20 protein-coding genes and 3 tRNA genes are annotated in these 25,761 nt (G+C 63.3%); 3 read left to right on the plus strand and 20 right to left on the minus strand.

The genetic code is table 11. The features are described 5' to 3' along the window. Positions 1 to 136: 136 nt before the first annotated feature. Entirely contained in the window at positions 137 to 424 is a 288-nt protein-coding gene (locus AC1C2Q_RS04900; RefSeq protein ID WP_495449214.1) for a hypothetical protein, read from the plus strand. A gap of 619 nt (positions 425 to 1,043) precedes the next feature. On the opposite strand, the gene AC1C2Q_RS04905 is transcribed toward AC1C2Q_RS04900, so the two are convergent. The 14 genes from AC1C2Q_RS04905 to AC1C2Q_RS04970 all read right to left on the minus strand — a co-directional run bounded on the left by AC1C2Q_RS04905 (position 1,044) and on the right by AC1C2Q_RS04970 (position 10,729). Beyond that, on the minus strand, positions 1,044 to 1,478 hold the full coding sequence (locus AC1C2Q_RS04905) for a hypothetical protein (protein ID WP_495449215.1): 435 nt from the start codon (positions 1,476 to 1,478) through the stop codon (positions 1,044 to 1,046). A gap of 4 nt (positions 1,479 to 1,482) precedes the next feature. Next, entirely contained in the window at positions 1,483 to 1,866 is a 384-nt protein-coding gene (locus AC1C2Q_RS04910; protein WP_495449216.1) for a helix-turn-helix domain-containing protein, read from the minus strand. A 10-nt stretch (positions 1,867 to 1,876) separates the two neighbouring features. Beyond that, entirely contained in the window at positions 1,877 to 2,413 is a 537-nt protein-coding gene (locus AC1C2Q_RS04915) for a hypothetical protein (RefSeq protein ID WP_495449217.1), read from the minus strand. Between the two features lie 311 nt (positions 2,414 to 2,724). After that, on the minus strand, positions 2,725 to 3,618 hold the full coding sequence (locus AC1C2Q_RS04920) for a hypothetical protein (RefSeq protein ID WP_495449218.1): 894 nt from the start codon (positions 3,616 to 3,618) through the stop codon (positions 2,725 to 2,727). Between the two features lie 142 nt (positions 3,619 to 3,760). After that, positions 3,761 to 3,834: transfer RNA gene (locus AC1C2Q_RS04925), tRNA-Met, on the minus strand. Positions 3,835 to 3,868: 34 nt separating this feature from the next. Further along, positions 3,869 to 3,940: transfer RNA gene (locus AC1C2Q_RS04930), tRNA-Thr, on the minus strand. A gap of 66 nt (positions 3,941 to 4,006) precedes the next feature. After that, positions 4,007 to 5,164 (minus strand): M23 family metallopeptidase, encoded by a 1,158-nt coding sequence (locus AC1C2Q_RS04935; protein ID WP_495449219.1) that lies wholly within the window; start codon positions 5,162 to 5,164, stop codon positions 4,007 to 4,009. Between the two features lie 133 nt (positions 5,165 to 5,297). Beyond that, complete coding sequence (locus tag AC1C2Q_RS04940; RefSeq protein ID WP_495449220.1) at positions 5,298 to 6,092, minus strand: inositol monophosphatase family protein; 795 nt, start codon at positions 6,090 to 6,092, stop codon at positions 5,298 to 5,300. 8 nt (positions 6,093 to 6,100) lie between these two features. Further along, a complete protein-coding gene (locus AC1C2Q_RS04945; RefSeq protein WP_495429927.1) occupies positions 6,101 to 7,177 on the minus strand; it encodes a hypothetical protein in 1,077 nt (358 codons plus the stop codon). Between the two features lie 94 nt (positions 7,178 to 7,271). Next, the gene (locus AC1C2Q_RS04950; RefSeq protein WP_495429928.1) at positions 7,272 to 8,069 is read right to left on the minus strand and encodes an enoyl-CoA hydratase/isomerase family protein; all 798 of its coding nucleotides are present in this window, start codon (positions 8,067 to 8,069) and stop codon (positions 7,272 to 7,274) included. A 54-nt stretch (positions 8,070 to 8,123) separates the two neighbouring features. Continuing rightward, positions 8,124 to 8,618, minus strand: a complete 495-nt coding sequence (locus tag AC1C2Q_RS04955; RefSeq protein ID WP_495449221.1) for an FBP domain-containing protein — start codon at positions 8,616 to 8,618, stop codon at positions 8,124 to 8,126. A 9-nt stretch (positions 8,619 to 8,627) separates the two neighbouring features. Then, a complete protein-coding gene (locus AC1C2Q_RS04960) occupies positions 8,628 to 9,500 on the minus strand; it encodes a bile acid:sodium symporter family protein (protein WP_495429930.1) in 873 nt (290 codons plus the stop codon). A gap of 137 nt (positions 9,501 to 9,637) precedes the next feature. Beyond that, positions 9,638 to 9,722, minus strand: a tRNA-Tyr gene (locus AC1C2Q_RS04965). Positions 9,723 to 9,808: 86 nt separating this feature from the next. Beyond that, the gene (locus AC1C2Q_RS04970) at positions 9,809 to 10,729 is read right to left on the minus strand and encodes a carbohydrate kinase family protein (protein WP_495449222.1); all 921 of its coding nucleotides are present in this window, start codon (positions 10,727 to 10,729) and stop codon (positions 9,809 to 9,811) included. A gap of 73 nt (positions 10,730 to 10,802) precedes the next feature. On the opposite strand from AC1C2Q_RS04970, the gene AC1C2Q_RS04975 reads away from it, so the two are divergent. Beyond that, positions 10,803 to 11,393: a DUF3558 domain-containing protein gene (locus tag AC1C2Q_RS04975; RefSeq protein ID WP_495449223.1), complete on the plus strand. Its 591-nt coding sequence runs from the start codon at positions 10,803 to 10,805 to the stop codon at positions 11,391 to 11,393. A gap of 287 nt (positions 11,394 to 11,680) precedes the next feature. On the opposite strand, the gene rpoC is transcribed toward AC1C2Q_RS04975, so the two are convergent. The 6 genes from rpoC to AC1C2Q_RS05005 form a co-directional block, all read right to left on the minus strand. Continuing rightward, entirely contained in the window at positions 11,681 to 15,556 is a 3,876-nt protein-coding gene (gene rpoC, locus AC1C2Q_RS04980) for a DNA-directed RNA polymerase subunit beta' (RefSeq protein WP_495429933.1), read from the minus strand. A 53-nt stretch (positions 15,557 to 15,609) separates the two neighbouring features. Further along, positions 15,610 to 19,104 carry a DNA-directed RNA polymerase subunit beta gene (gene rpoB, locus AC1C2Q_RS04985; protein WP_495429934.1) on the minus strand — a complete coding sequence of 1,165 codons (3,495 nt, stop codon included), beginning with the start codon at positions 19,102 to 19,104 and terminating at the stop codon, positions 15,610 to 15,612. Positions 19,105 to 19,324: 220 nt separating this feature from the next. Next, positions 19,325 to 20,965, minus strand: a complete 1,641-nt coding sequence (locus AC1C2Q_RS04990; RefSeq protein ID WP_495449224.1) for an ABC transporter ATP-binding protein — start codon at positions 20,963 to 20,965, stop codon at positions 19,325 to 19,327. A 19-nt stretch (positions 20,966 to 20,984) separates the two neighbouring features. Further along, positions 20,985 to 21,935, minus strand: coding sequence for an ABC transporter permease (locus tag AC1C2Q_RS04995; protein WP_495449225.1), 951 nt, complete (start codon positions 21,933 to 21,935; stop codon positions 20,985 to 20,987). Next, positions 21,932 to 22,936 (minus strand): ABC transporter permease, encoded by a 1,005-nt coding sequence (locus tag AC1C2Q_RS05000; protein ID WP_495429937.1) that lies wholly within the window; start codon positions 22,934 to 22,936, stop codon positions 21,932 to 21,934. The genes AC1C2Q_RS04995 and AC1C2Q_RS05000 overlap by 4 nt, the downstream gene beginning before the upstream one ends. 80 nt (positions 22,937 to 23,016) lie before the next feature. Continuing rightward, a complete protein-coding gene (locus AC1C2Q_RS05005; RefSeq protein ID WP_495429938.1) occupies positions 23,017 to 24,699 on the minus strand; it encodes an ABC transporter substrate-binding protein in 1,683 nt (560 codons plus the stop codon). A gap of 190 nt (positions 24,700 to 24,889) precedes the next feature. Between AC1C2Q_RS05005 and AC1C2Q_RS05010 the strand changes: the two genes are divergently transcribed. Beyond that, entirely contained in the window at positions 24,890 to 25,756 is an 867-nt protein-coding gene (locus AC1C2Q_RS05010; protein ID WP_495429939.1) for a spermidine synthase, read from the plus strand. Positions 25,757 to 25,761 lie beyond the last annotated feature (5 nt).

The following is a 25,761-nucleotide window of genomic DNA, read 5'->3' on the forward strand; positions in this document are numbered from 1 at the left end:
GTGTGTGAGTTCACCGCCGGTCGCATGAAAGCGCACCTTGATGCCTTTTGTCAAGGGCTGGCTTCTGCGAGCCCTTCAGACCGACACTGATTCGGAAACGAGCCGACACTGGTTCTGAAATGATTGGAGTGTTGATATGTCCGCGATGCCCGATCCCCGGTTCGAGTTGAAGAAGATCACCGACACCGAGTGGCTGATCCACGATCACCGATACCGTCCGAACGACGCACGTCGAACGATCGCGTGCTTGTACCAGTTGGACCCGAACGACATCGAAGTCGTGTGGCTGCGCGATCTTCCCCTCGCTGCCCGCTACATGAGCCCGTTCGAAGTTCTCGAAGACGTGCACAAGTTCTACGCGCACGAGCGGGCGCGGCGCCCCATACCGATCCCGCACATGCCGCCGCTCAGCGCAACCACCTGAACCACTCGTTGCGCCTGCGAAGTCCTCGCGACCCCATCGTGGTCGGTATACCGCATCGGATCGTCCGTTGGCAACCCTTCAAGCGGTTTTCCCTGTGCGCCATAGGCTTGGTGGCGGAGGGTAAATCCACGGGCCTATTCGGGTAGGCCTATTCTCGGGTAACTCCGACCGGCGGTCCACGGGGGCGATGGGCCGCCGGACACTCCCTCACCCGCTCTGGACGCTCGGCCCGTCGAACTTCGGTAGGGGTGCGTCCAGGGATTCACGCGGGGTATCGCTCAGGCGGTCAGCGGCGAACTCGGCAGTGAGTTTCAGCGCTGCATTCGGGCAAAGCAAAACCCCCGAGCTTCCCTACGTTTCCAAGGGGTTCGGGGGTTATATCTCTGTAGCAGGAGCGGGGCTTGAACCCGCGACCTCACGATTATGAGTCGTATGCCGTGGGCCGGTGGGTGCTCGTTGGCCGTCGTTTGCCGCGTGATTCCGCGGAAGTTGTCGTGGTTGGTCGCGGCTGGTTGAGGGTGATTTCAGCGGAGCTACCGGCACGGAACCGGCACAACCGAGTGGCTCACTTTATTTTTCCCAGTGCGTTTGGAGTTAGAAGATAGCGACTTGAACTGGTCTACTCTGCATCAATCTTCAAATCGAATGTCATCTGTCCGCGTTGAAGAATTGGCATTAGCAGCGGCGAGTTGAACACCCGTAGAGTCACGTCGGCGATCGACTGGCGCACAAAAGGGATGATGTGCATCAGGGCGACGCCGTTCACGTATTCGTTAAACGCTTCAGAAGATCCTGGTCCTAGGCGAACGCCCGTGTGTTCATACTCAGCGTAGACACCGCACTCGACTTGTCCGATCGGAGTCTCGATCTCAGTAACCAGCCTTACACGGAAGCCAGCGCCGTCATCGCGAAAGTCGGCTGTCAGCGAGTAACGCGGGTCAATCTCGAAGTCCTCCGTCGGCGTGGCGTCAAGATGTCGAACAGCCGACAGCTGAGACACATTGATCCCCAGCAATGTCGTGGCCTCGACGAGACTCTGGACGTCGACAATCACCTCGTCAGCGGATGACATGGGCCTCGACTTGAGCGGGTCCGTCCGACCATGACCAGTCGAAGGAGCGTGGCCGTTGCCATGCGGCGGAAGGCGTGCCAGAGAACACCGCAAACACCTCGTTAGTGAAAGCGCAGCAGAAGTCCTCAACGACGTGGTCAATCGACCCCCCGACAGCCAGGGCGTAACGACGGATCGTCGACAGCGTGGGGTTGGCGTCGTACCGCTCGAACGCGGCGACAGTCGGTTGACTCACGCCCATGCGTTCGGCGACGTCCGACTGCGTCAATCCGTGAGCCTGACGAAGCTTGACCAGCTTCTCAAGCAGCTGGTCGTCTGATTCAACGAGCGAGTCTGCGAGTTCTTCCAGCTGGGCACCGGTAAGTTCCATAGATTAAACTCTATATCGACGCTTGCTGATCTGCAATTCCCCATGTCGAAGGTTCGCCGTGGGCGTACCACTTGATGGCAACCCCGATCTCGATCTGCTGGGCACCGTTGATGTCCTCGATGTCGGTGAGCTTTTCATGCGCGTGATGCCCGACGAAGTACTCCGGCGTTGCGGTGGGCTCGGAATGATACATCCGCACGAGTACCTGCCTGTGTCTGACCGCTCCCTCCGCATCGCGCTCTGTTACAGGGATGTGCTGCCATCGAATCTCATAAAGGGGCGGCGGATTGCGGACATCGACCGGGGGAACCTCGTCTACGGGGTTCAAACGACCGTTCATCGCCTTCTTTAGGCGCTGCTTGAACTCAGCCTTCGCCATCGCCTTTGCGGCCGGGCTCCACAGTCGGCCTTCGCGTGAGATCGTGGCCAGAAGAACTTCTAGCGCAGTGTTGAAGTCATCGCCAACGGTGCATTGCGGGTAGCCGTACCACCGGAACTTGGCGCCATAGGGAACGCTACAACGTGATGGGGCGTCGTACTGGAGCACGGGTGAGAGTCTATCGGTGAGCCCGGACAGTGAGCCTGCTCCCGCCTGGAGTGGTGCCAGGTAGTGGATAGGACCGTTGCCGAGGAGCGCCCGCCCGGAGCGCAGCGAGGACGGACGCACCGCAGCGCGGCGATCCTATCCACTGCGCCGGCCGCTAGGCCGGCCTTGAACGAGTAAAGAAAGTTCTCACAGCTCGTCGGTCGCGCGGAGAATCGCTGGGCTCGTCGCCAGGCCCTCTCATCGGGTGGAAGCCAGTCATGAAACGTGAGATCTGCCTCCGTTTCAGCGATCGCTGATGCCGCTGCAACAATCTAAAGCCGTGAGTACTCGATCGGAATCCCGATCTTGAGCTTGCGCCACACTAGAACGTCCAGCGCTGTCGTGAGCTGGAGGACGAGAGCATCTACCGTGTATTGAAGTGTCTGCGTGTCATTGCTGATCTGCACGTTGAGCATCCCGTCCTCACGCTCGGCGAGTTCGGTTCGTGGCATGAAGCGAACGATGCGGAGCATCGATGGATGACTCAGGCCGCTAATCATCCGCCAGACCATCTCCCCGTGGCCGCCGGGCAGCCCGGTCGCGACTGTGGCCTCGCGAGTAATCTCGGCGAAGCCGACGGCATGCCGTCCCAGCGTGGGATCGGCCACTCCTGCTCGCGCCGCTACCGCCCGGATATGGTCCACGTACTTACGCTTCCACGCCTTTTGTCCCTTGCGCTGCCGATCCGCGAGATGCATCAAGTCGGCGGTAGCTAGGCGCTCCGAAGCCCCCACGAACGATGCCTCATCGCTGACCTCGCGCCAGAGGTTTCGCAGATGGCGTTCGATCCTCTGTCGGGGATCATCCGGATGCAAGATCCAAAGTGCAGTCGAAGCGGCCTCGAGTCCTGAGCGCGCCACCGGGAAATGCGCGACGTAGGGAATGATGAGTTCGCCCTCGGGCGGGATCAGAACACCGAGCGCACGCAGGCAGTCAACTGCATGGTGCAGATTGTGTACGACGTGGGAGCTGACACGCGTCCAATGCGTCAAAGCGTCGTCGCGGGCCAACTCGCTTCGTGGACCTGCTTTCCCGCGCGCGATCCGATTCCACCGTTCAGCAATCTGCGGCACCAGCGCCAACCTGTCCCGGATGTGCTGCACCGCAGCAAGTTCGCTGGGATCGTCGATCGGTATCGCGCGACTCCCGTAGTGTCCGTCAGTCATATGACGAGTCTGCTGGCGACCCCCGACATCAGGCCTAAATTGGGACTCAACCGGCACAAACCCGGCACAACTCTCCCCCGCGCCGCTCCGGTCCACTAGCCAGATACGACAAAACCCCCGATTTCCCGGGGGTTTTCATCTGTAGCAGGAGCGGGGCTTGAACCCGCGACCTCACGATTATGAGTCGTGCGCTCTAACCAGCTGAGCTACCCTGCCGCGAGGCATCCGTCCGCGTGAGATGAATGCTGCGAGCCCCGACCGGGATTCGAACCCGGGACCCCTTCCTTACCATGGAAGTGCTCTACCACTGAGCTATCGGGGCGCTCGCTGCCCAGAAGGCAACTATACGAGAATACCAGTTCTTCGGCGTTCTCAAAAACCGAGACCGTTAGTAGTCGTCCCTTCCCGCGTTTGCCTGCAACCAGGGCAGCGGGTCGATGGTCGAACCATTGACGATCAGCTCGAAATGCATGTGCGCACCGTAGGAACGACCCGTGTTGCCGACCAGGCCGATGATGTCACCAACCTCGATCTTCTCGCCTGCGGTAACCCGCAATGACCCGTACTGCATGTGCGAGTAATGGCTCGTGATGACTTTTCCGTCGATGACGTGATCGACGTAGACGGTCACACCATAGTTACCGCCGGACTCGGTCGCGATGCGCACGGTTCCGTCGGCGATCACCTGCACAGGAGCACCCGCACCGGGAACGAGGTCAAGACCCTCGTGCATGCCGGTGTCGCGCATTCCGTACGGCGAACTCATCGCCACACCGACCACGAACGGCCACTGGATGGCGGCATCCGGGTCATTCGTGTAGAGCGCGTTGGAGTAGTGGATACCCTGCTCCGCGGCGAGGTCGACGAGGGACGCCGTCGTGAAGTTCTCCGTGCGCTGGATCGTTTCGTTCTGCACATCGGATGAGGCGACGTACGCCTGAATCTCGTCGTCAGTAGCATCGGATGCCAGCAGCTGCGACCCCGTCGCCACCAACGAGGTGGCCGACTTCACCTGGGCACCTTGCGCGGCCGCGACGGCCTCTGTCGGAAGCGTCATCGATACTGCAAGCAGACCCGCGATTCCCATGACACCCACCGTGGCACCGGCCGTGTAAATCTTGCGGCGGACCTTGCTCTTGCGCGGGGCTACGTGAATCGTGGTCGCTTCGGCCGGAAGCGACTGCTCGGAAGCAGCGACGAAGAACGAAGGCTCTGTGGCGACAGCACGGAACGCACGGGAGGCTGAGACGAACGGATCAGCAACAGAAGCAGCAACCGGCTCATCCAAGACAACGGGCTCATCGACGACAACCGGCTCATCGACGACAACGGGCTCATCGACAACAACAGGCTCATCGACGATCTGTGGCACGGCGGACATCGTGGCGCGCTGGCGCTCGCGGACGGCTCGACGCGAAAGCGGCAGCACGACAGCTTCAACCAGAGAGGCGACAGCATCCACTGACGTCACTTCGACGCCAACCGGGGTCGCGGAATCCGCGGTGCGGTGACGGCTGGAACGGCGCGTGGGCGCAGGCTCAGCCATGGGGGAATCGAAGGGCAAAACGGTTCTCTCGGGGTTTGTACAGAAGCGGGGGGGACCCTCGAAGTTCGGGCAACGAAGGTAACGAACAGATAAACCTTAGCGCGCTGGCGCTGAGAATGCCATGTACACGCCCTCAGTTCTCGTTGTTGAATATCGCTGAAATTCTGTCGTGCAGGGCAGGACCAGCCGCGATCAGCATCGGACGATCGGATGCCGTGTCATACCGCGACACCGTGCCACCGGCTTCTGCGACCAAGAGCGCGCCGGCCGCGAAGTCCCACGGCTTCAGTCCACGCTCGAAGTAGCCATCCAACCGACCTGCCGCGACGTAGCTCAGATCAAGCGCCGCGGATCCGCCCCGGCGCAGGTCGCGAGCAAGCGGCATGACTCGACGCACCGTGGCCAGATCCCCGTCGTGCGTGGCCGGATCGTAGCCAAACCCGGTCGCAAGCAGCGCTCCCGCCGGTGTCTCAGTGTTGACGGAGAGCCGCGTGCCATCCAGCCAGGCGCCCTCACCGCGTGCTGCCGTGAACATCTCCCCCAGAACGGGGCTGTAGACAGCCGCGGCCAGGGACGTCCAACCGCTCGGGTCAGCATCGCCTTGAACGGCCCCGATGCTGACGCTGTACGCCGGCATGCCGTACGCATAGTTCACAGTGCCGTCGATCGGGTCGACGACCCACGTCACACCGGTGGTGCTGCGGGCTCCGCCGGATTCTTCACCGAGGAATCCATCCCCAGGACGCTCCGCCTGCAGCCGCGAGCGGATGAGCGCTTCCACCTCACGGTCCGCTTCGGTGACGATGTCGGCGACCGTCGACTTCGTCGCTGCCAATGAGACACCCTCGGCCCGCCGCTGGCGGGCGAGATCGCCCGCCTCACGAGCTATATCCGAGGCAAGTGCCTGCAGTTGCCGAACGTCACTCACGCCGCCGCTCACTGCGGGGGCGCCGGCGGCGGGGGCGGGAACGAACCAGGAGCGGGATGCTGACCCGGGGCAGGCTGCTCCGGCGCGGCAGGAACCTCTGGTGCGGGCTGCTCGAACCCAGGCACCTCTGGTGCAGCAGGAATCTCCGGAACAACCGGCACCTCGGGCACGCTGGGCGCTTCAGGCAGGCCGGGCGCCTGCGGAACCGCTGGCGCCTGCGGGTAGTCCGGTGCGACCGGGAAGCCCTGCGCCGGAGCAGGGAACTGGGCCTGCTGTTGCGTCGGGTACCCGGTGTAGTACGCGTTCCAGTCTGGTGATCCGTCCTGGAGCACAGGGAGCGGAGTCGCCCCATCAGCATAGGTCGGCCACTGCTGAGCAACCGGCGCTGCAACAGCCGCAACTGCCGGAGCAGCAGCGAACGAGTTGGGCGCGTAGTGGGCCACCGTGGCCTCGCGCTTCTTAGGGGCGAACAGCGCGTTCAACAGCGGGATGAGAGTCGTTCCGACCGCGGCGAGAATCGCCAGCGCGACGACGATGCGCCAGTACAGCTCGTCAAAGTCGAAGGTATCCGGGAACGTGAGGTAAATCACGAGCATCCCCACCAGCAGCACCAGAATCGCGACGGTGACGTAGTAGATGACCTGGGTGAAGGTCGTCACATAGCGGCGAGCTGCCGGTGTGAACAGGCGCAGATGCAGTAGCGCGAGCTGCATCACACCGATGACGAGCAGCAGCATGAAGAAGCGACCAACACCTCCGGCGTAATCGCCCAGCGTCGTGGGCAGCCAGATCTTGACCGCACCAACGAGGAGCGCGACGATCCAGGTGATCATGCTGGCAAGCGCCAGCCACTCCGGGCGGTTCGGGGCGAGACCAGCCTCAAGAATCGCGATTCCGGCGAACGCTGCGAGTAGCAGAATTGTCAGGAATGCGCGGCCGATGATGCCGTCCTGATTGCCGACGAGAACCCAGATGACGCAGACGATGGCAGCCGCGATCAGCGCACCGATGGCGATCCAGATCGCTCCTCTGATCATGAGGGAGGCGTTCGCCTTCCCTGTTTGCTCAGTTGTGACCTCTGACATGGTGTTCCCCTCTTCGGCCGACGTTGCTTTCATCCTGCCACGCGCGGATCCCGTCGAACGGTGACGTCGCGCGTTTGTGCATAAATCAGGTGCGTCAGCGTGACTTCTTCGCGGATGCTGCAGCAAACGCCGCGACGCGCGCCTTGGCATCCGCCGTGTCGAAGGCGGCGCCGATGGAGCGTGCCTCCTCGCTTAGCTGCTCGGCAAAAGTGCGCTCCGGCCTGGAGCGCACGAGGCGCTTCGCCTGCCCATAGGCGACAGCAGCACCGGCGAGCCAGAATCGCGCGATCTCCTCCGCCCGTTCGCGTACCCGATCGGCCTCGTCCGCAGCATCCGTTCCGCTGACGATCTCGGCAGCGATCCCCCACTCCTGCGCCTCTTCTGCGGTGAGTAGCCGATCCTGCAACACCAACTGCAGGGCGCGGCGCTGCCCGACCGCGGCCGCAATCTGGGCGGATACCGACAGGTCAGGGGTGAGCCCGATGTTCGCGTACAGGCTGCCGATCTTGGAGCGCGCGCCGACGACGGCGTAGTCCGAGCAGAGCAGGATGCCGAGGCCCCCGCCCGCTGTTGTGCCGTGGGCTGCCGCAACCACCGGGATCGCCGACTCGGTCAGCGCACGGATGCCGACGTTGATGACGCCCGCAAGATCGGCGATCTGCGACCCCTCGCCCATCGTCGTCGCCATATCGATCACGTCACCGCCCGCGCAGAAGGCGGGGCCAGCGGCATCCAACAGGATGGCCCGCACATCATCACGCGACGTCGCCTCGGTCGTCGCGTCGCGCCAGGCCTGGGCGAGGTCGGCGTTGAACGCATTGAGGCGCGTGGGACGGTTCAGCGTCAGCCGAGCCAACCCCTCATCGACTGAGAACAGAATGGCATCGCTCATGGCATCTCCCTTGAAGCACTGGACGGACTCCGCCAGCCTAGCCGCGGCTCGAGATCAGTCCGTTCCTTCGTAGACGCGCGCGACGAAGCGCTCCATGCGTCGACGCGTGCCGTCGAGTCGCATGTCGACCTGCCCTTCGGCGCGGATTTCGCTGGGCGCGAGCGGATGCGCGAGCCGCACGCTCTCGTGACAGGACAGGTCGGTGCACATATAGGTGCCGACACTGTCGCCTCGGCGACCAGCAGCCCCCGCTCGCCGCGCAGAGAAGAGCGCGATCTGGTTGCCAGGCTGCATCGTGTGGCAGATGTTGCACATGCCAGAGCGTGTGCGACCAGGGTCACTCGCCCGCAGCACGATCCCAGTGATGCCTCGATCAGTCTCAACGACGACACAGCCGCGTTTGCTCGACGCCGGGTCTCGCCAGGCGAGAAAGTCGTGAAACTCCCAGTCGACGAGCAGGAAATCATGGGGCATCTCGATCAGCGAGAACTCATCCTCCTGCGCATTGATGAAGGATGCACGGACGTCCGGTTCGGTGAGCGCTCGCATCCGTCCAGTCTATGAAGCTGCCACGACACTCGGCTCACGCTCGCGGATGAGGAAGCCGAATCCGAAGGCGATGAAGAACATGAGAACGCCGTAGACCGCCGCGGGCAGGCTCAGCTCGACCGAACCCAACACTGTCTGCGCGATGACGATCGCCAGGGTGGCGTTGTGGATGCCGATCTCGAACGAGATCGCTACCGACTGCCGCCTGCCCACCTTCAGCATCCGCGGCACCCAGAACCCGATCGCGAGACTGATGAGGCAGAACAACATCGTGATCAGGGCAAGCTGCGCGAAATTGTCGATCAGGAGTTCCCAATTGGATGCCACAGCACCGCCGATCACAACGACGAGGATGACCACGCTGGCGATGCGCACCGGCTTATCCATGCGGTCTGCGAACTTCGCCCAGAAGCGTCGCACCAGCATCCCGATCGCAACGGGAAGCAGCACGATCGCGAACACCTCCAGCGCCTTGGCCCACTGCAGACCGAGCTGGTCATCGAACGGGTTGAAGTACATGATCGCGAAGTTCGTGATCACCGGAAGAGTGATCACGGCGATGACCGAGTTCACCGCGGTGAGAGAGATGTTCAGCGCGATGTCGCCGCGGAACAAATGGCTGTACAAATTCGCTGTCGTGCCGCCTGGCGAGGCAGCAAGCATCATCATTCCCACAGCCAACACGGGCGGGAGCTGAAACAGCAGCACAAGTGCGAAGCAGATGGCGGGCAGCACCAGGAGCTGACAGAGGAGAGCGACGAGCACCGCCTTCGGCTGTTTCAGCACGCGCGCAAAGTCCGCGAGCGTGAGGCTGAGCCCCAGGCCGAGCATGATGATGCCGAGTGCGACAGGTAGTCCGATGGTGGTCAACGCTGATCCCATGGTTCTCAGTGTGGCGGATGCAGGCATCCAGTGTCACGCGATTAACCGAAATCTCTTCGGGGTGGCGATCATCCTCCGGCACCCGATGTCCCCGCGAACGACTGAAGGCCCCGCTCGCGCGGGGCCTTCTAGTCTTGTGGTGGCGAGTGAGGGATTCGAACCCCCGAATGCTGAGCAGTCTGATTTACAGTCAGATCCCTTTGGCCGCTTGGGTAACTCGCCAATGCGCACCCGTCCAGCTTGTACAGCCAACCGGGGGCGCGATTATCAAGCATACCCGCCAGAAGCGGGTGTAAGAAATCGACAGTTCAGCTGCCGCGGACTCCGCGTTCGCCGGTCTCAAGCGACTCGGGCGTGCGCAGCAATCCACCTTCGGAACGGCAGGTCGCCGCAGCCACTTCCATCGCCCGATCGAGCAGCCGCTGCCACTCCTCCCCTGCCTGCGGGCGCTTGCCGACAAGCCCTTCGGCGACCGCAGACAGGGTGGCGTCGCCGGCACCCACAGTGTCGACGATCGGCCCTGGTAAGTCGGCAATCGGAGCAATGAACGTTCCGGCATCCGCCTCGAGCACAGCACCGTCTTCGCCCGCCGTCGCGAGCACGGCGTCTGCTCCCAGATCGCGCAGCCTCAACCGCAGCGCGTCAAGGTCGCCGTCGTAGAGCAACGCTGCATCGTCCGCACCGACCTTGACCATCGCGGCATCCGCAGCCAGTCGCTCGAATCCGCGCACGAACTCTTCACGATCGCTGAGCATGCCGGAACGCGGGTTGGGGTCGATCGCGACCCTGACGCCCGCGAGCGCTTCGGCGAGGGCATCCACCTCGGCCGGCACATCGAACGGGAAGCAGCTGACCACCGCGAGATCCGCATGGAGGAGTGCCTGCCGAGCCTCCTGCCCGTAGCGGATGCTGCGGCGCTGAGCCGCCTCGTTGAAGACGTAGGTTGGCTCACCATGCGCGTCGCGCTGCACGATCGCACGGGACGATCCGTGCGGCGCCTCGCTCGAAATCAGCCGAACGTCGTGGTCGCCGAGATACTCACGGATGTGCGCACCGGCTTCGTCGTCGCCGACCATGGCAATGAGGGTCGTGGGCACGCCGAGACGTCTGAGGCCGACAGCCACGTTCAGCGCAGCACCTCCGACCAGCTCGCGCACGCCGCCGGCGTCGTGGATCTCATCAATGAGGGCATCGCCGATGACGACGGCGCCTGGTGTGTTCTGAGGCATCCCCTCATTCTGGCCTACCCGCTGCCCGACGAGCCTCCGTGCTGCGTCGGCGAGACGGCGCTACGGTATGGCCATGAAAGCATCGCGTCTCGTCACCATCGCCACCGTGCTGCTGATGACCTCGGTCCTCGCCGGATGTGGCGGCGATCCTACTCAATCGCCTTCTTCTGCTGGGTCCTCGCCCGAGCAGAGCGAGTCGCCCACGGCATCCGAGACTCCAAAACCGACGCCCACTCCCACGTCCGAACCGATCGCGCTCCCAGATGACTGCCGTGCGATTCTGAGCGACGAAGTGCTGGCAGAACTCGGCAGCACGCCACTCAACGATCCCTCGCTGGGGCCCTCCGGAGTTCAAGCCGATGGGTCACTGCTGTGCATCTGGCGCGATCCGGGCGCAGACACGACGTCGCTGGTCACTGAAATATCCGGAATGAACCGGGGGCCCGCACTCGACATGCTGAACGCTCTGGCCGACGACGAGGGCTTCACGTGTTTCACGCCCGACGACGGCACACGCTGCGAGAAGACGTGGACGAACGAGACGCACCCCGTCACCGACGGACGCACTCTGTACTGGCGAGATGACGTGCTCATCGATACGACGTACTCGAACCTCGCCCCCAGTGGATACACCTCCAGCATCGTGGCGCACCTGTTCGATTAGTCAACGATCGGCGGCGTCGGCGCCCGCCCCGCAACCCTGGCGAGAGGTCGCACTTTGCCGCATCCACCGCGCCGACCCGGCCATCTGCGACACCTCGCGCCGCCCGCCCGCCCCGCAACCGTCGCGAGGGGTCGCGCGTTGCCGCATCCACCGCGTTGACCCGACCATCTGCGACACCTCCCGCCGCACGCCCGCCCCGCGCCCGCCGCCCGCCCGGCGACACCGCCGCGCCCAGACACGAAGAAGGCCCCAGGGCGAACCCCGGGGCCTTCTTCAATCAGTCACACTCAGTTGTAGGTACCGGGGGTGACGTCATCTGTTGAGAACGCGTCGAAGTCGACGTAACCGAAGTCGCCCTCAGCGTACGCGCCGTCGGATGCGAAGATCCGGTTCGGGTAGCGCTCGCTCTTGGCTTCCTCAGTCGCCTCGACAATGATGTCGCGGTACTTCGCGAGACCGGTTCCGGCGGGGATGAGCTTACCGATGATGACGTTCTCCTTGAGACCGATCAGCGGGTCGCGCTTGCCCTGCATGGCAGCCTCGGTGAGCACACGGGTCGTCTCCTGGAAGGAAGCGGCCGACAGCCACGATTCGGTCGCAAGCGACGCCTTCGTGATACCCATCAGCTCCGAACGACCAGATGCCGGACGCTTGCCAGCGGCAACCGTCTCGCGGTTGATCGCCTGGTAGCGCTTGAGGTCGACCATTTCACCCGGAAGCAGACCGGTGTCGGCGTGATCGACGACGGTGACCTTGCGGAGCATCTGGCGGACGATGACCTCGATGTGCTTGTCGTGAATCGGCACACCCTGCGAACGGTAAACACCCTGGACGCCGTTGACGAGGTAACGCTGCACCTCACGGGCACCCATGACACGCATGACCTCCTTGGGGTCCAGCGTGCCAACCAGGATCGGCTGACCGACCGTGACGTGCTGACCGTCCTCGACGAGAAGCGTTGCACGCTTCAGCACCGGGTAGATCACTTCCTCGTCACCGTTGTCTGGCGTGAGGATGACCTTCTTGGCCTTGTCGTTCTCGTCGATCGTGATGCGACCATCGGCCTCTGCGATCGGCGAAGCGCCCTTCGGCGTACGAGCCTCGAAAAGCTCTTGCACACGGGGCAGACCCTGAGTGATGTCATCCGCCGATGCCGAACCACCAGTGTGGAACGTACGCATCGTCAGCTGGGTACCGGGCTCACCGATCGACTGTGCGGCGATGATGCCGACGGCCTCTCCGATGTCCACGATCTGACCCGTTGCGAGCGAACGGCCGTAGCACTGTGCGCAGACACCAACAGCCGAGTCACACGTCAGCACGGAGCGCACCTTGATGGTGTCAACACCGAGCTCGACGAGCTTGTCGATCAGGACGTCTCCGACATCGTCACCGGCAGAGGCAAGAACCTCACCGGATTCGCTGACAACGCCAGCGGCCAGGGTACGAGCGAACACCGAGTTCTCGACGTTCGCGTCGCGCACAAGCTCACCCTGCGAGTTCGGAGCGGCGATCGGGAGCTCAAGGCCCTTCGACGTGCCACAGTCCTCTTCGCGGATGATGACGTCCTGCGAGACATCCACCAGACGACGGGTCAGGTAACCCGAGTCGGCGGTACGCAGAGCGGTGTCAGCCAGACCCTTACGGGTACCGTGCGTCGCGATGAAGTACTCCGCAACCGACAGCCCCTCGCGGTACGAGGAGATGATCGGGCGAGGGATGATCTCACCCTTCGGGTTGTTCACCAGGCCTCGCATACCCGCGATGTTACGGATCTGCAGCCAGTTACCACGAGCGCCGGAGGTGACCATCCGGTTGATGTTGTTGTCTTCCGGGAAGTTCTCGCGCATCGCGACCTGAACCTCGTCGGTTGCCTCGGTCCAGATCTTGATGAGCTCCTGGCGACGCTCGGAGTCGGTCGTCAGACCCTTCTCGTACTGCGACTGAACCTTCGCGGCCAGCTTCTCGTAGCGGCCGACGATCTCCTTCTTGTTCGGAGGAGTCAGGATGTCGCTGAGGGCGACGGTCACACCGGAGCGAGTAGCCCAGTAGAAACCGGCATCCTTGATGCGGTCCAGCGTTGCAGCCGTCTCGACCTTGGGGTATTCCTCGGCCAGCTTGTTGACGATCTGCGACAGCTTGCCCTTGTCGGCAGGCTCACGCACGAAGGGGTAACCCTTCGGGAGCGTGGCGTTGAAGAGCGCCTGACCCAGCGAGGCATCCACGAGGCCGTGGCGCTCGTAGCCCTCAGGTGCCTGGCCCTCGAGGAAGGTCAGACCCGGGATGCGGATGCGAACCTTCGCCTGCAGGTCGAGGGTGCCCTCGTCCTTGGCCAGGATCGCCTCGGAGACCGAGACGAATGCGCGACCCTCACCGGTGGCGCCGCTCTTCAGCACCGTGAGGTGGTGAAGACCGATGATCATATCCTGCGAAGGCAGGGTGACCGGACGACCGTCAGACGGCTTCAGGATGTTGTTCGACGCGAGCATCAGCACGCGAGCCTCGGCCTGAGCCTCGACCGACAGCGGCAGGTGCACAGCCATCTGGTCACCATCGAAGTCAGCGTTGAACGCTGCACACACGAGCGGGTGAAGCTGGATGGCCTTACCCTCGACGAGCTGAGGCTCGAAGGCCTGGATGCCCAGACGGTGCAGGGTGGGTGCACGGTTCAGCAGCACAGGACGCTCGCGGATGATCTCCTCGAGCACGTCCCAGACCTCGGGACGGGTGCGCTCGACGGCACGCTTCGCGGCCTTGATGTTCTGCGAGTGACCGAGGTCGATCAGACGCTTGATCACGAACGGCTTGAAGAGCTCGAGCGCCATCTGCTTGGGCAGACCACACTGGTGCAGCTGCAGCTGCGGGCCGACGACGATGACCGAACGGCCAGAGTAGTCAACACGCTTTCCGAGCAGGTTCTGGCGGAAACGACCCTGCTTACCCTTCAGCATGTCGCTGAGGGACTTGAGAGCGCGGTTACCGGTACCGGTGACGGGGCGACCACGGCGACCGTTGTCGAACAGTGCGTCGACGGCCTCCTGCAGCATCCGCTTCTCGTTGTTGACGATGATCTCGGGGGCGCCGAGGTCGATCAGACGACGAAGACGGTTGTTGCGGTTGATCACGCGGCGGTACAGGTCGTTCAGGTCGGAAGTCGCGAAGCGGCCACCGTCGAGCTGCACCATCGGGCGCAGCTCGGGCGGGATGACCGGAACGACGTCCAGGACCATGGCGGCCGGGCTCATGCCGGTCTCCAAGAACGAGTTGACGACCTTCAGACGCTTGATCGCGCGGATCTTGCGCTGACCCTTGCCCTCGGCGATCTGCAGGTGCAGGTTCTCCGACTCGGTCTTCAGGTCGAAAGCTGCCAGGCGACGCTGGATCGACTCGGCGCCCATGTAGGCCTCGAAGTACTGCCCGAAGCGGTCCTGCAGCTCGTGGAAGACGTCATCCTCCGGACGAAGCGCGCCAACATCGAGCGTGCGGAAGTCTTCCCACACGCGCTCGAGCTTGGCGATCTGCTCGTCTGCACCCTTGCGGGTGAGAGTCATCTCCTTCTCGGCGGCGTCCTTGACCTTCTTCTTGGCGTCGGCCTTGGCACCCTCAGCCTCAAGGGCTGCGAGCTCCTCCTCCAGCCGGGTGAGGCGCTCGGCGATCTTCGCGTCGCGACGATCCCCCAGCGTCTTCAGCTCGAGGCGGATGTTGTTCTCCTGCGTGGCGAGGTCGCGGTGGCGAGCATCCTCGTCAACCGAAATCACCATGTAGGCGGCGAAGTAGATGACCTTCTCGAGGTCCTTCGGCGCCATGTCCAGCAGGTAGCCAAGACGCGAGGGAACGCCCTTGAAATACCAGATGTGGGTGACGGGTGCGGCCAGCTCAATGTGGCCCATGCGCTCACGACGGACAGAGCTCTTGGTGACCTCTACGCCGCAGCGCTCGCAAACGATGCCCTTGAAGCGGACACGCTTGTACTTACCGCAAGCACACTCCCAGTCGCGGCTGGGTCCGAAGATCTGCTCTCCGAAGAGGCCGTCCTTCTCGGGCTTGAGCGTGCGGTAGTTGATCGTTTCGGGCTTCTTGACCTCACCGTAAGACCATCCGCGGATGTCGTCAGCGGTGGCCAGGCCAATGCGAAGCTCATCAAAAGTATTTGACTCGAGCACTAGTTCTCCTGTGTCTCAATAAAAATTCTGCGAAATCGGACGCTGTCGAAGCGTCAGATCTCGTCGATCGAGGCGGACTCGAATCGGCTGGAGATGTTGATACCGAGCTCTTCCGCTGCGCGGAATGCTTCATCATCGGTGTCGCGGAGGTTGACCGTCGTGCCGTCTGCCGAGAGGACCTCGACGTTCAGACAGAGCGACTGCATCTCCTTCATGAGCACCTTGAACGACTCGGGGATGCCAGGCTCCTGGATGTTCTCGCCCTTGACGATCGCCTCGTAGACCTTGACGCGGCCGAGGATGTCGTCGGACTTGATCGTGAGGAGCTCCTGGAGTGCGTATGCCGCACCGTAGGCCTCGAGGGCCCACACTTCCATCTCACCGAAACGCTGTCCACCGAACTGCGCCTTACCACCGAGCGGCTGCTGGGTGATCATCGAGTACGGACCGGTCGAACGCGCGTGAATCTTGTCGTCGACGAGGTGGTGGAGCTTCAGGATGTACATGTAGCCCACCGAGATCGGCGCAGGGAACGGCTCGCCGGAGCGGCCGTCGAACATCTGCGTCTTACCGGTCGAGTCGATCAGGCGTACGCCGTCACGTGTCGGCAGCGTGGAGTCGAGGAGACCTGCGATCTCGTGCTCCTCCGCGCCATCGAACACCGGGGTCGCAACCTTGGTGCCTGGAGCAGCCTCGAATGCGGCCTTCGGCAGAGTCGAAGCCCAATCCGGGTTGCCTTCGACCTTCCAGCCCTGCTTGGCGATCCACCCGAGGTGGGTCTCCAGCACCTGTCCGAAGTTCATTCGTCCAGGAATACCGAGCGGGTTCAGGACGATGTCGACCGGAGTACCGTCCGGAAGGAACGGCATGTCCTCGATCGGAAGGATCTTCGCGATGACACCCTTGTTGCCGTGACGACCGGCGAGCTTGTCACCCTCGGTGATCTTGCGCTTCTGGGCGATGTAGACCACGACGCGGCGGTTGACGCCACTGCCGAGTTCGTCGTCGCCATCTTCAGCGTTGAACTCCTTGACAGCGATGATCGTGCCCTGCTGACCGTGGGGAACCTTCAGCGAAGTGTCGCGAACCTCACGGCTCTTCTCGTTGAAGATCGCACGCAGCAAGCGCTCCTCGGCACTCAGCTCGGTCTCGCCCTTCGGCGTGACCTTGCCGACGAGGATGTCGCCGGGGCGAACCTCGGCGCCGATGCGGATGATGCCGCGCTCGTCGAGGTCCTTCAGCAACTCGGGGCTGACGTTGGGGAGGTCACGGGTGATCTCCTCCTTGCCGAGCTTCGTGTCGCGGGAGTCGACCTCGTACTCTTCGATGTGAATCGAGGAGAGAGTGTCGTCCTTCACCAGGTCCTGGCTGAGGATGATCGCATCCTCGAAGTTGTAGCCTTCCCACGTCATGAACGCGACCAGAAGGTTCTTACCGAGCGCGAGCTCGCCGTTCTCGGTGGCGGGGCCATCAGCGATGATCTCGCCGACCTCGACACGTTCGCCGGCAGAGACGACGACCTTCTGGTTGTAGGAGGTGCCCTGGTTGGAGCGGTCGAACTTGCGGAGGTAGTACTCCTGGGTTCCACCCTCGTCGAGCTGCACGACCACGCGGTCTGCGGAGACCTCGGTGACGACACCAGGCTTCGCGGCGCTGATGACGTCGCCGGCGTCGATGGCTGCGTAGCCCTCCATACCGGTTCCGACCAACGGCGAGTCGCTGCGCAGCAGCGGCACAGCCTGACGCTGCATGTTGGCGCCCATGAGCGCGCGCTGCGCGTCATCGTGCTCGAGGAACGGCACGAGCGAGGTTGCTACCGACACCATCTGGCGCGGGGAGACATCCATGTAGCCGATTTCGGTCGGCTCGAACATGTCGACCTCGCCACCGGGGCGGCGGGCCAGAACACGTGCGTCACGGAAGCGGCCGTCGGCCTTGAGACCGGCGTTGGCCTGAGCGACGATGAAGTCGTTCTCCTCAGACGCGGTCAGGTAGTCGATGTCATCGGTGACCTTGCCATCGACAACGCGACGGTACGGGGTCTCGATGAATCCGAAGGCGTTGATGCGCGCGAAGGTTGCGAGCGAGCCGATCAGGCCGATGTTCGGGCCTTCAGGAGTTTCAATCGGGCACATGCGGCCGTAGTGCGACGGGTGAACGTCACGCACCTCGACGCCTGCGCGGTCACGAGACAGACCACCGGGGCCCAGCGCCGAAAGGCGACGCTTGTGCGTCAGGCCCGCGAGCGGGTTGTTCTGGTCCATGAACTGCGACAGCTGCGACGTTCCGAAGAACTCCTTGATCGCGGCGACGACGGGGCGCACGTTGATCAGGGTCTGCGGCGTGATGGCCTCGATGTCCTGCGTGGTCATGCGCTCGCGAACGACGCGCTCCATGCGGGAAAGACCCGTACGGACCTGGTTCTGGATGAGCTCGCCGACAGCGCGGATGCGACGGTTACCGAAGTTGTCGATGTCGTCAGTTGACATCCGGATCTCGGCCTTCTTGCCGCTGCGGAGGCCTTCGAAGGTCTCGTCGCCACGGTGCAGACGCACGAGGTACTTGATGGTCCCGACGATGTCTTCGACGGTCAGCACCGAAGAGTCCAGCGGCTGGTTCAGGCCCAGCTTCTGGTTGATCTTGTAACGACCGACCTTCGCGAGGTCATAGCGCTTCGAGTTGAAGTAGAAGTTGTCCAGCAGAGCGCGGGCAGCCTCAGCGGCAACCTGCTCGCCCGGACGAAGCTTGCGATAGATGTCGCGAAGCGCGTCTTCCTTGGTGAGGATGGTGTCCTTGGCCAGCGTCTCCTCGATCGAGGGGTAGCCGGCGAACTCAACGAGGATCTCTTCGCTGGTCATGCCGAGCGCCTTGAGGAACACGGTGACGGACTGCTTGCGCTTGCGGTCGATGCGCACGCCGACCTGGTCGCGCTTGTCGATCTCGAACTCGAGCCATGCACCACGGCTCGGGATCACGCGAGCGGAGACGATGTCCTTGTCAGAGGTCTTGTCCGGGGACTTGTCGAAGTAGACACCCGGTGAGCGGACCAACTGCGAGACGACGACACGCTCGGTGCCGTTGATGATGAAGGTTCCCCGCAGCGTCTGCAACGGGAAGTCACCCATGAAGACGGTCTGAGTCTTGATCTCACCGGTGAGGTGGTTCATGAACTCGGCCTCGACGTACAGTGGCGCGGCGTATGTCTTGCCGCGCTCCTTGCACTCATCGATCGAGTACTTCTCAGGCTCGAGGTACGGGTTGGTGAAACTCAGCTGCATGGTCTCGCTGAGGTCTTCGATCGGAGAGATCTCCTCGAAGATCTCCTCCAGACCGCTGAACTCATTGAGATCCGTGCGGCCGGCCTTCTTGCCTTCAGCGAGGCGGGCCTTCCAGGTCTCGTTGCCAACGAGCCAGTCGAACGACTCGGTCTGCAGCGCGAGGAGGTCAGGGACCTCCAACGTGTCGGAGATCTTGGCGAACGAGAGCCGCGATACGCCGCGCCCGTTCTTGTTGGTGGTGGATGTGGATGCGTTGCGAGCAGCAGCCAAGGGAATAACCTCCGTGAGCCCCGCAGGGCTTCTCGATTCCTTTGTCGTCAGGTGAGTGCGCACTCGTTTACTCAACAACTGCCGACCACCATATGAGGGCAGGGAGAACCGAGGCGCAAAGAACAACTATACGTCGGATTTCGCGACATGGCAAGCGGGATCCTTGACCAATTCCGAAACCTGCGGTAATGGCATCCGCCTTCCCCGCCCTCAGAGCCGACTAAGAGGCGATGTTCAGTTCGTTGCCCGGGATGGATGCCAGCAGGCGTCTGGTGTACGGATCGCGCGGGTTCGTGAAGATCTCTTCGCTGGATGCCGCTTCCACGAGTGCGCCGTCTTTCATCACGCACACGTAGTCACTGATCAGCCGCACGACGGCGAGGTCATGCGAGATGAACAGATAGCTGAGTCCGTACTCGCTCTGCAGATCGCCGAGCAGTGTGAGGATCTGGTCCTGCACCAGCACGTCGAGCGCGGAGACCGGTTCGTCGCAGACGATCAGATCGGGTGAGAGAGCCAATGCCCTGGCGATCGCGACACGTTGACGCTGACCGCCCGACAGTTCAGACGGATACCGACGCAGCATCGATTGCGGCAGTGCCACGTCCGCAAGCAACTTGCGGACGCGCGCCCGCCGCTCTGCGCTGCTGCCACGCTTGTAGAAGTCCAATGGCTCCTGAATCAGACGCTCAATCGTGAACATCGGGTTCAAGCTCGAATACGGATCCTGGAAGATCGGCTGCACACGCTGTCGAAAGTCACGGGTCTCTGCTCGACTGAGCGAGGAGATGTCTTTGCCCTCGTACGTGATGAGGCCACTGGTCGGCTCGATCACCTTCAGCAGCATCCGTGCCGTCGTGGTCTTGCCCGAGCCGGACTCCCCCACAATCGCCACCGTCTCCCCGCGTGGGATCACGAGCGAGACATCCTTCACGGCGATGAAATCCTCACGCTGGCCACGCACAGGATAGACCTTGGTGAGGTTCTTGATCTCGACGATGTTGTCGGATGCCGCGGCTGCTTTATCTTTCGTCGAAGAGACGAACGCCTGCGGCTGGAGGCGCGCGACGGCGACCGACGGCGCAGCCGCCACCAGCGACTGCGTGTACGGGTGTTGTGGGTCTTCCAGGATCTGACGGGCAGAGCCCTGCTCCACAACCTTTCCTCGGTGCATCACGATGACGCGCTCAGCCCGCTCTGCGGCCAATCCCAGGTCGTGCGTAATCAGCAGCACAGCCGTACCGAGCTCACGGGTCATCGCGCCGAGCTGGTCGAGGATCGTCTGCTGCACCGTGACATCCAGGGCGCTCGTCGGTTCATCGGCGATCAGCAGGCGCGGTTTACATGCCAGGCCGATCGCAATCAGCGCGCGCTGGCGCATACCGCCGGAGAACTCGTGCGGATACTGTTTGGCCCGCTTCGCGGCATCAGGAAGCCCGGCGGCTTCCAGCGCTTCGACGACCTTCTCTGTCACGTTCCGGCGCGTGGCGAGCCCGTGGGCGAGCAACGTCTCAGCAACCTGCGTGCCGATCTTGGCAACCGGGTTGAGGTTCGACATCGGGTCCTGCGGAACAAGACCGATGTCGCGCCCACGGATCGCACGCATCTCGTGCTCTGACGCGTGCGTGATCTCCCGCCCATCGAGGCGGATGCTGCCGGACGCGATGCGCCCTCCGCCAGCGAGGAGGCCGATGATCGCCATCGCTGTCGTCGACTTTCCAGAGCCAGACTCGCCTACGATGGCGACCGTCTCGCCCGGTGAGATCTCCAGATCAACGCCTTCGACCGCATGGACGGGACCGTCCAACGTCGAGAAGTCGACCGCGAGGCCCTGGACCGATAGCAGCGGAGCGGTGCTCATGTTCTGTTCCTTCGACATATCAGCGTGCCCTCGTTCTCGGATCCATGGCCTCACGCAGAGCTTCACCGAAGAGGGTGAAGCCGAGCGCGGTGACCGCAATGCAGATGCCAGGGAAGAATGCCAGCCACGGCGCGATCGCCAGCTCGCTCTGCGCGTACGTGAGCATCCGCCCCCATTCAGCCGTCTCCGGCCGTCCTCCACCGAGGCCGAGGAAGGAGAGCGCCGCCGCGTCGATCACGGCGGTCGCCAACGTTAGCGTGCCCTGCACGATGACCGGTCCGACCGCGTTCGGCAGGACATGCGACATCGTGATCCTGCCGCGACCCAGACCCAGGGTCTGTGCGGAGAGCACGTAGTCAGATGTGCGCTGCTGCAGCATGGATGCGCGCAGCAGCCTGGCGAAGATCGGCACCTGGGATGCTCCGATGGCGATCATCACCGCGTACGGAGTCTGCCCGAGGATCGCAGCGATCGAGACGGCGAGGAGCAGGTTCGGAACCGACAGGATGATGTCGACGATGCGCATGATGACCGTGTCGACCCAGCCGCCGAATGTGCCGGCGACGAGTCCGAGAATCATGCCGCCGACCAAGCCAAGGGCTGTGGAGATGACACCGACCAGCAAAGACGCCCGCGCACCCCAGATGAGTTTGGAGAGCACGTCGCCGCCGAACCGGTCAAGCCCCAGGGGGAATTCTGGCAGCTCGCCCGGCCCTGGAATGTGCGTCGGCGTGATGAACTTCGCGCCGGGCAGCGCCGTCTCCGGGTACGGAGCGAGAAGCGACGCGAAGGCCGCGACGAGTATGAACAGCACGACGATCACCGCGCCAGCCCATGCGGTCGGGTTGCGACGGATGCGGCGGAAGACGTCCTGCCAGAACCCGCCGGATCCGTCCTTGAGCTCCGCCTGTGCGACAGCGACGGTATCGATGATCCCGCCGCCTTGGGCTGGGGGAAGAACTGCACTCATTGGACCCTCACTCTCGGGTCGATCAGGCTGTAGGAAACATCAACAGCCAGGTTGATCAACGCATATGCGATCGCGATGAAGATGATGAACCCCTGCAACACCGGGAAGTCCCTGGTGAAGATCGCTCTCGCAAGGAAAGCGCCGATGCCAGGGAAGGCGAACACCGTCTCGGTGAGCACCGCGCCGGAGATCAGCAGTCCCGTCTGCAGCCCGATCGTGGTGATCACGGGCAACATGGAGTTACGGAGGATGAAGCGATTCCGCAGCGTCGCCGGGGCGACGCCCTTCGCCCGGCCGGTGCGCACGTAGTCGGCGTTCTGCACCTCGAGGACACTCGCCCTGGTGATGCGTACGATGATCGCCAGGGGGATCGTGCCCAATGCCAGCGCCGGCAGAACGAGGTGCAGGATGGCATCCCATGAGGCGTCGAACTCCCCAGTGATGATGCCGTCCCAGACGTAGAACCCGGTCGGATGAGTGGCGTCGATCCTTGGATTCTGGCGGCCGTCGGAGGGCAACCAGCCCAGCTGCACGGCGAAGACGTACTTCAGGATGAATGCCAGGAAGAACACCGGGATCGTGATGCCGATCAGGCTCAGCACCACGGAGGCATGGTCGGTGAGCTTCCCGTGCCGTCGAGCGGCCCAGTAGCCCAACGGGACGCCGACGCCCACCGCGAAGATGAGCGCCGCGATAGACAGCTCGATCGTTGCAGGGAACCGGCGGAGGAACTCCTCGAGCACCGGACGGTTCGTCTGGATCGATGCGCCGAAATCACCCTGCACGAGCCGGCCGACCCAGATGAAGTACTGCTCAAGGAGCGGCTTGTTGAAGCCGTAAAGTTCGTTGACTCTGGCGATCGCATCCGGTGTCGCCTTCTCGCCGAGAAGAGCAACGGCCGGGCCGCCTGGAAGGGCCCTGACCCAGGCAAAGAGCAGGATGCTCAGGCCGATCAGTGTGGGAATGAGGAACAGCAGTCGCCTGCCGATGGTACGCAGCAAGAGGTATCTCCCAGCTTTTCAGGTGCGGCACGACACCCCTCCGATCAGTCTGGTCGGAGGGGTGTCACACCGAGTGAGCCCTACTTGGTGAGGACGATGTCTGTGAAGACCTCGTCGTTCACCGGGCTGGCCGGGTAGCTCTCCACACGCGGGTCAAACGCCAGCGTGGGAGCGGGGTGCGCGAGCGGCACTCCGGGGATGAACGTTGCGACGTCCTCGTTGATCTCCTCGTACAGTGCGCTCTGCTCGTCGAGGTCAGAAACCCCGCGGGCATCAGCGAGCTTCTGGAAGAGCTCCGGGTTGTCGAAGCCCCACTCCGAGCTCTGCGCGCCGAAGAACACACCGACGAAGTTGTCTGTGTCGTTGTAGTCGCCGGTCCACCCCAGCAGGTGGATGCCGTGGTCAGGGGTGCCGGTGGTGCGGTCGAGGTACTCGACCCATTCCTCGGAGACCGGAGTGGTCTCGACGCCGACCTCGGCGAGCTGCGTGGACAGCACGGTGAAGATCTGCTCGGGGTCTGGCATGTATGGACGCGACACGTTGACGGGGTAGTTGAAGTCAAGCGCCAACGGGTTGGCCTCGTCGTATCCTGCCTCAGCAAGCAGCGCCTTGGCCTTCTCGGGGTCGTAGTCGTACGTCGTGACGTCCGGGTTGTAGCCGTTGACAGAGTCCGGCATGAACTCGATGGCCTTCTCAGTGCCTTCAGGCAGAACCTGAGTGATCAGGGCGTCCTTGTCGATTGCGTAGGACAGCGCCTCGCGCACCTTCGGGTCCTGCAGTGCAGGAATCGCCTGGTTGAATGCCAGGTAGAGGATCGTGAACGGCGGGCGCGGCACCATGGTGAAGCCGTCCTCGTCGAGGGCAGCGGTGTCGGCGGGACCGACGAGGTCGTAGCCGTCGATGGAGCCGGACTCGAGCGCCTGGCGGCGCGCCGTCGGGTCATCGATCGTGCGGAAGATGATCTCGTTGATCTGACCCTTGTCGCCCCAGTAGCCGTCGTAGCTCGTCAGCGTGACGTTCTCACCTGGCGCCCAGGAGTCGAACTGGTACGGCCCGGTACCGACGGGATGCCCCATCGCATACTCGGACATCTGAGGCGCCTCGGCGGAGCCGCTCACGGCATCCGCTTCGAACTCAGCAAGGGCGGACGGGCTCTGCATCGAGAATGCGGGCAGCGAGAGGGAGGGGATGAAGCCGGCGAACGGCTTGTTCAGCTCGATGGTGACCGAGTAGTCGCCGTCCGGGGTGCAGGACTTGTAGACGGCATCGGCGGCGTTGGACGCATACCCGTGGAAGAGCTTGCTGTAGTAGTAGCCGAACGCCTCAGAAGCGGCGAGGCCCTCCCAGTTGAACCAACGGTCGAAGTTGTAGCAGACCGCTTCAGCGTTGAACGGGGTGTCGTCCTGGAAGGTGACATCCTCCTTCAGCGCGAAGGTGTACGCCATGTTGTCCTCAGACGGCTCCCACGACTCGGCGAGCAGCGGGGCGGGGTCAGCGGTGCCGGGCTCGGTGCCGACGAGTCCTTCGAAGATCTGACGTGAGACGCGGAATGTCTCGCCGTCCTGAGCGAAGGCCGGGTCGAGGCTGGCCGGGTCTGATGACGCGGCGAAGACGAATGTGCCGTCGACGTCCCCCGCGCCCTCAGCGGGCTCGCCTGTGTCGTCGCCGCGATCGCTGGCTACGCAACCCGCGAGCAGTAGCGCTGCGATCGCGGTTCCGGTGACGGCGATGAGTCCTCGCCGGCGCATGGATGAGTGGAGCATGCTGTGTACCTTCCCTGTGGGGCGCTTCATTGCGCGTGCTGAGAGCGTCGTCGCTCTCATCACGGTGATGATTCGACGCTACCCAGCCCGCTCCTGGAATCCAAACCCATCCATGTTGCGATCCGGTATCAGCTCGGTAACGTTGCGTGACCTGATCAGTGCCGCCCCGGCACGTCGTAGGCTCAAGAGCATGGGCAGAACGCGCGCGAAGGACACCGAGCATCCTGAGGCCCGCCTCGATCACGGCGGTATCGCGCGGATCATCCCCTCGGAGTACACGAGCGGGTTCGAGCTCATCGTCGATGACACGCCCCAGTCACACGTCGACCTCGACGACCCCACACATCTGCACTTCGAGTACGTCGTGCGAATGGGTGCAGTGATCGATCAGCTGACCTCTCCCGGCGAGGCTCTCACCGCCGTGCATCTCGGCGCAGGTGCGCTGACTGTGCCGCGCTACATCGAAGCGACGCGGCCGGGTTCTCGGCAGCAGGTGATCGAGCTGGAAGCCCCTCTCGCCACTCTCGTCCGCGAGCACCTTCCGCTGCCGCGCGGAGCATCGATCCGCATCCGCATCGGTGATGCCCGCGAGGGTGTGAAGAAGCTTCCAGCCGCACTCGTCGGCGCATGCGACCTTGTCGTCTCGGATGTATATTCCGGCGCTCAGACGCCGGCGCACCTGACCAGCGTCGAGTTCTACACCGAACTGCGCGCCCTGCTCGCTCCCACCGGAGTGCTGCTCATCAACGTCGCCGACGGTCCGGGCCTCGCGTTCGCCAGGCGTCAGGTCGCGACCGTCGCACAGGTGCTTCCAGAAGTCGCGCTGCTCGCCGACACCCAGGTGCTCAAGGGCCGTCGATTCGGGAACCTTGTGGTCGCGGCATCCGCTTCTCCCCTACCCACCGAATGGCTGCCGCGGATGCTGGCAGCGGGCCCCCACCCGGCGAAGATCGCTCAGGATGCGGAAGTAGAAGCGTTCGCGAAGGGTGCGCGGATCGTCACCGATGCGGACGCCGTGGCATCCCCGAAGCCTGACGCGTCGATCTTCCTGCGCTGAAATCG

It is taken from the genome of Microbacterium sp. Y356 (genome assembly GCF_059445355.1).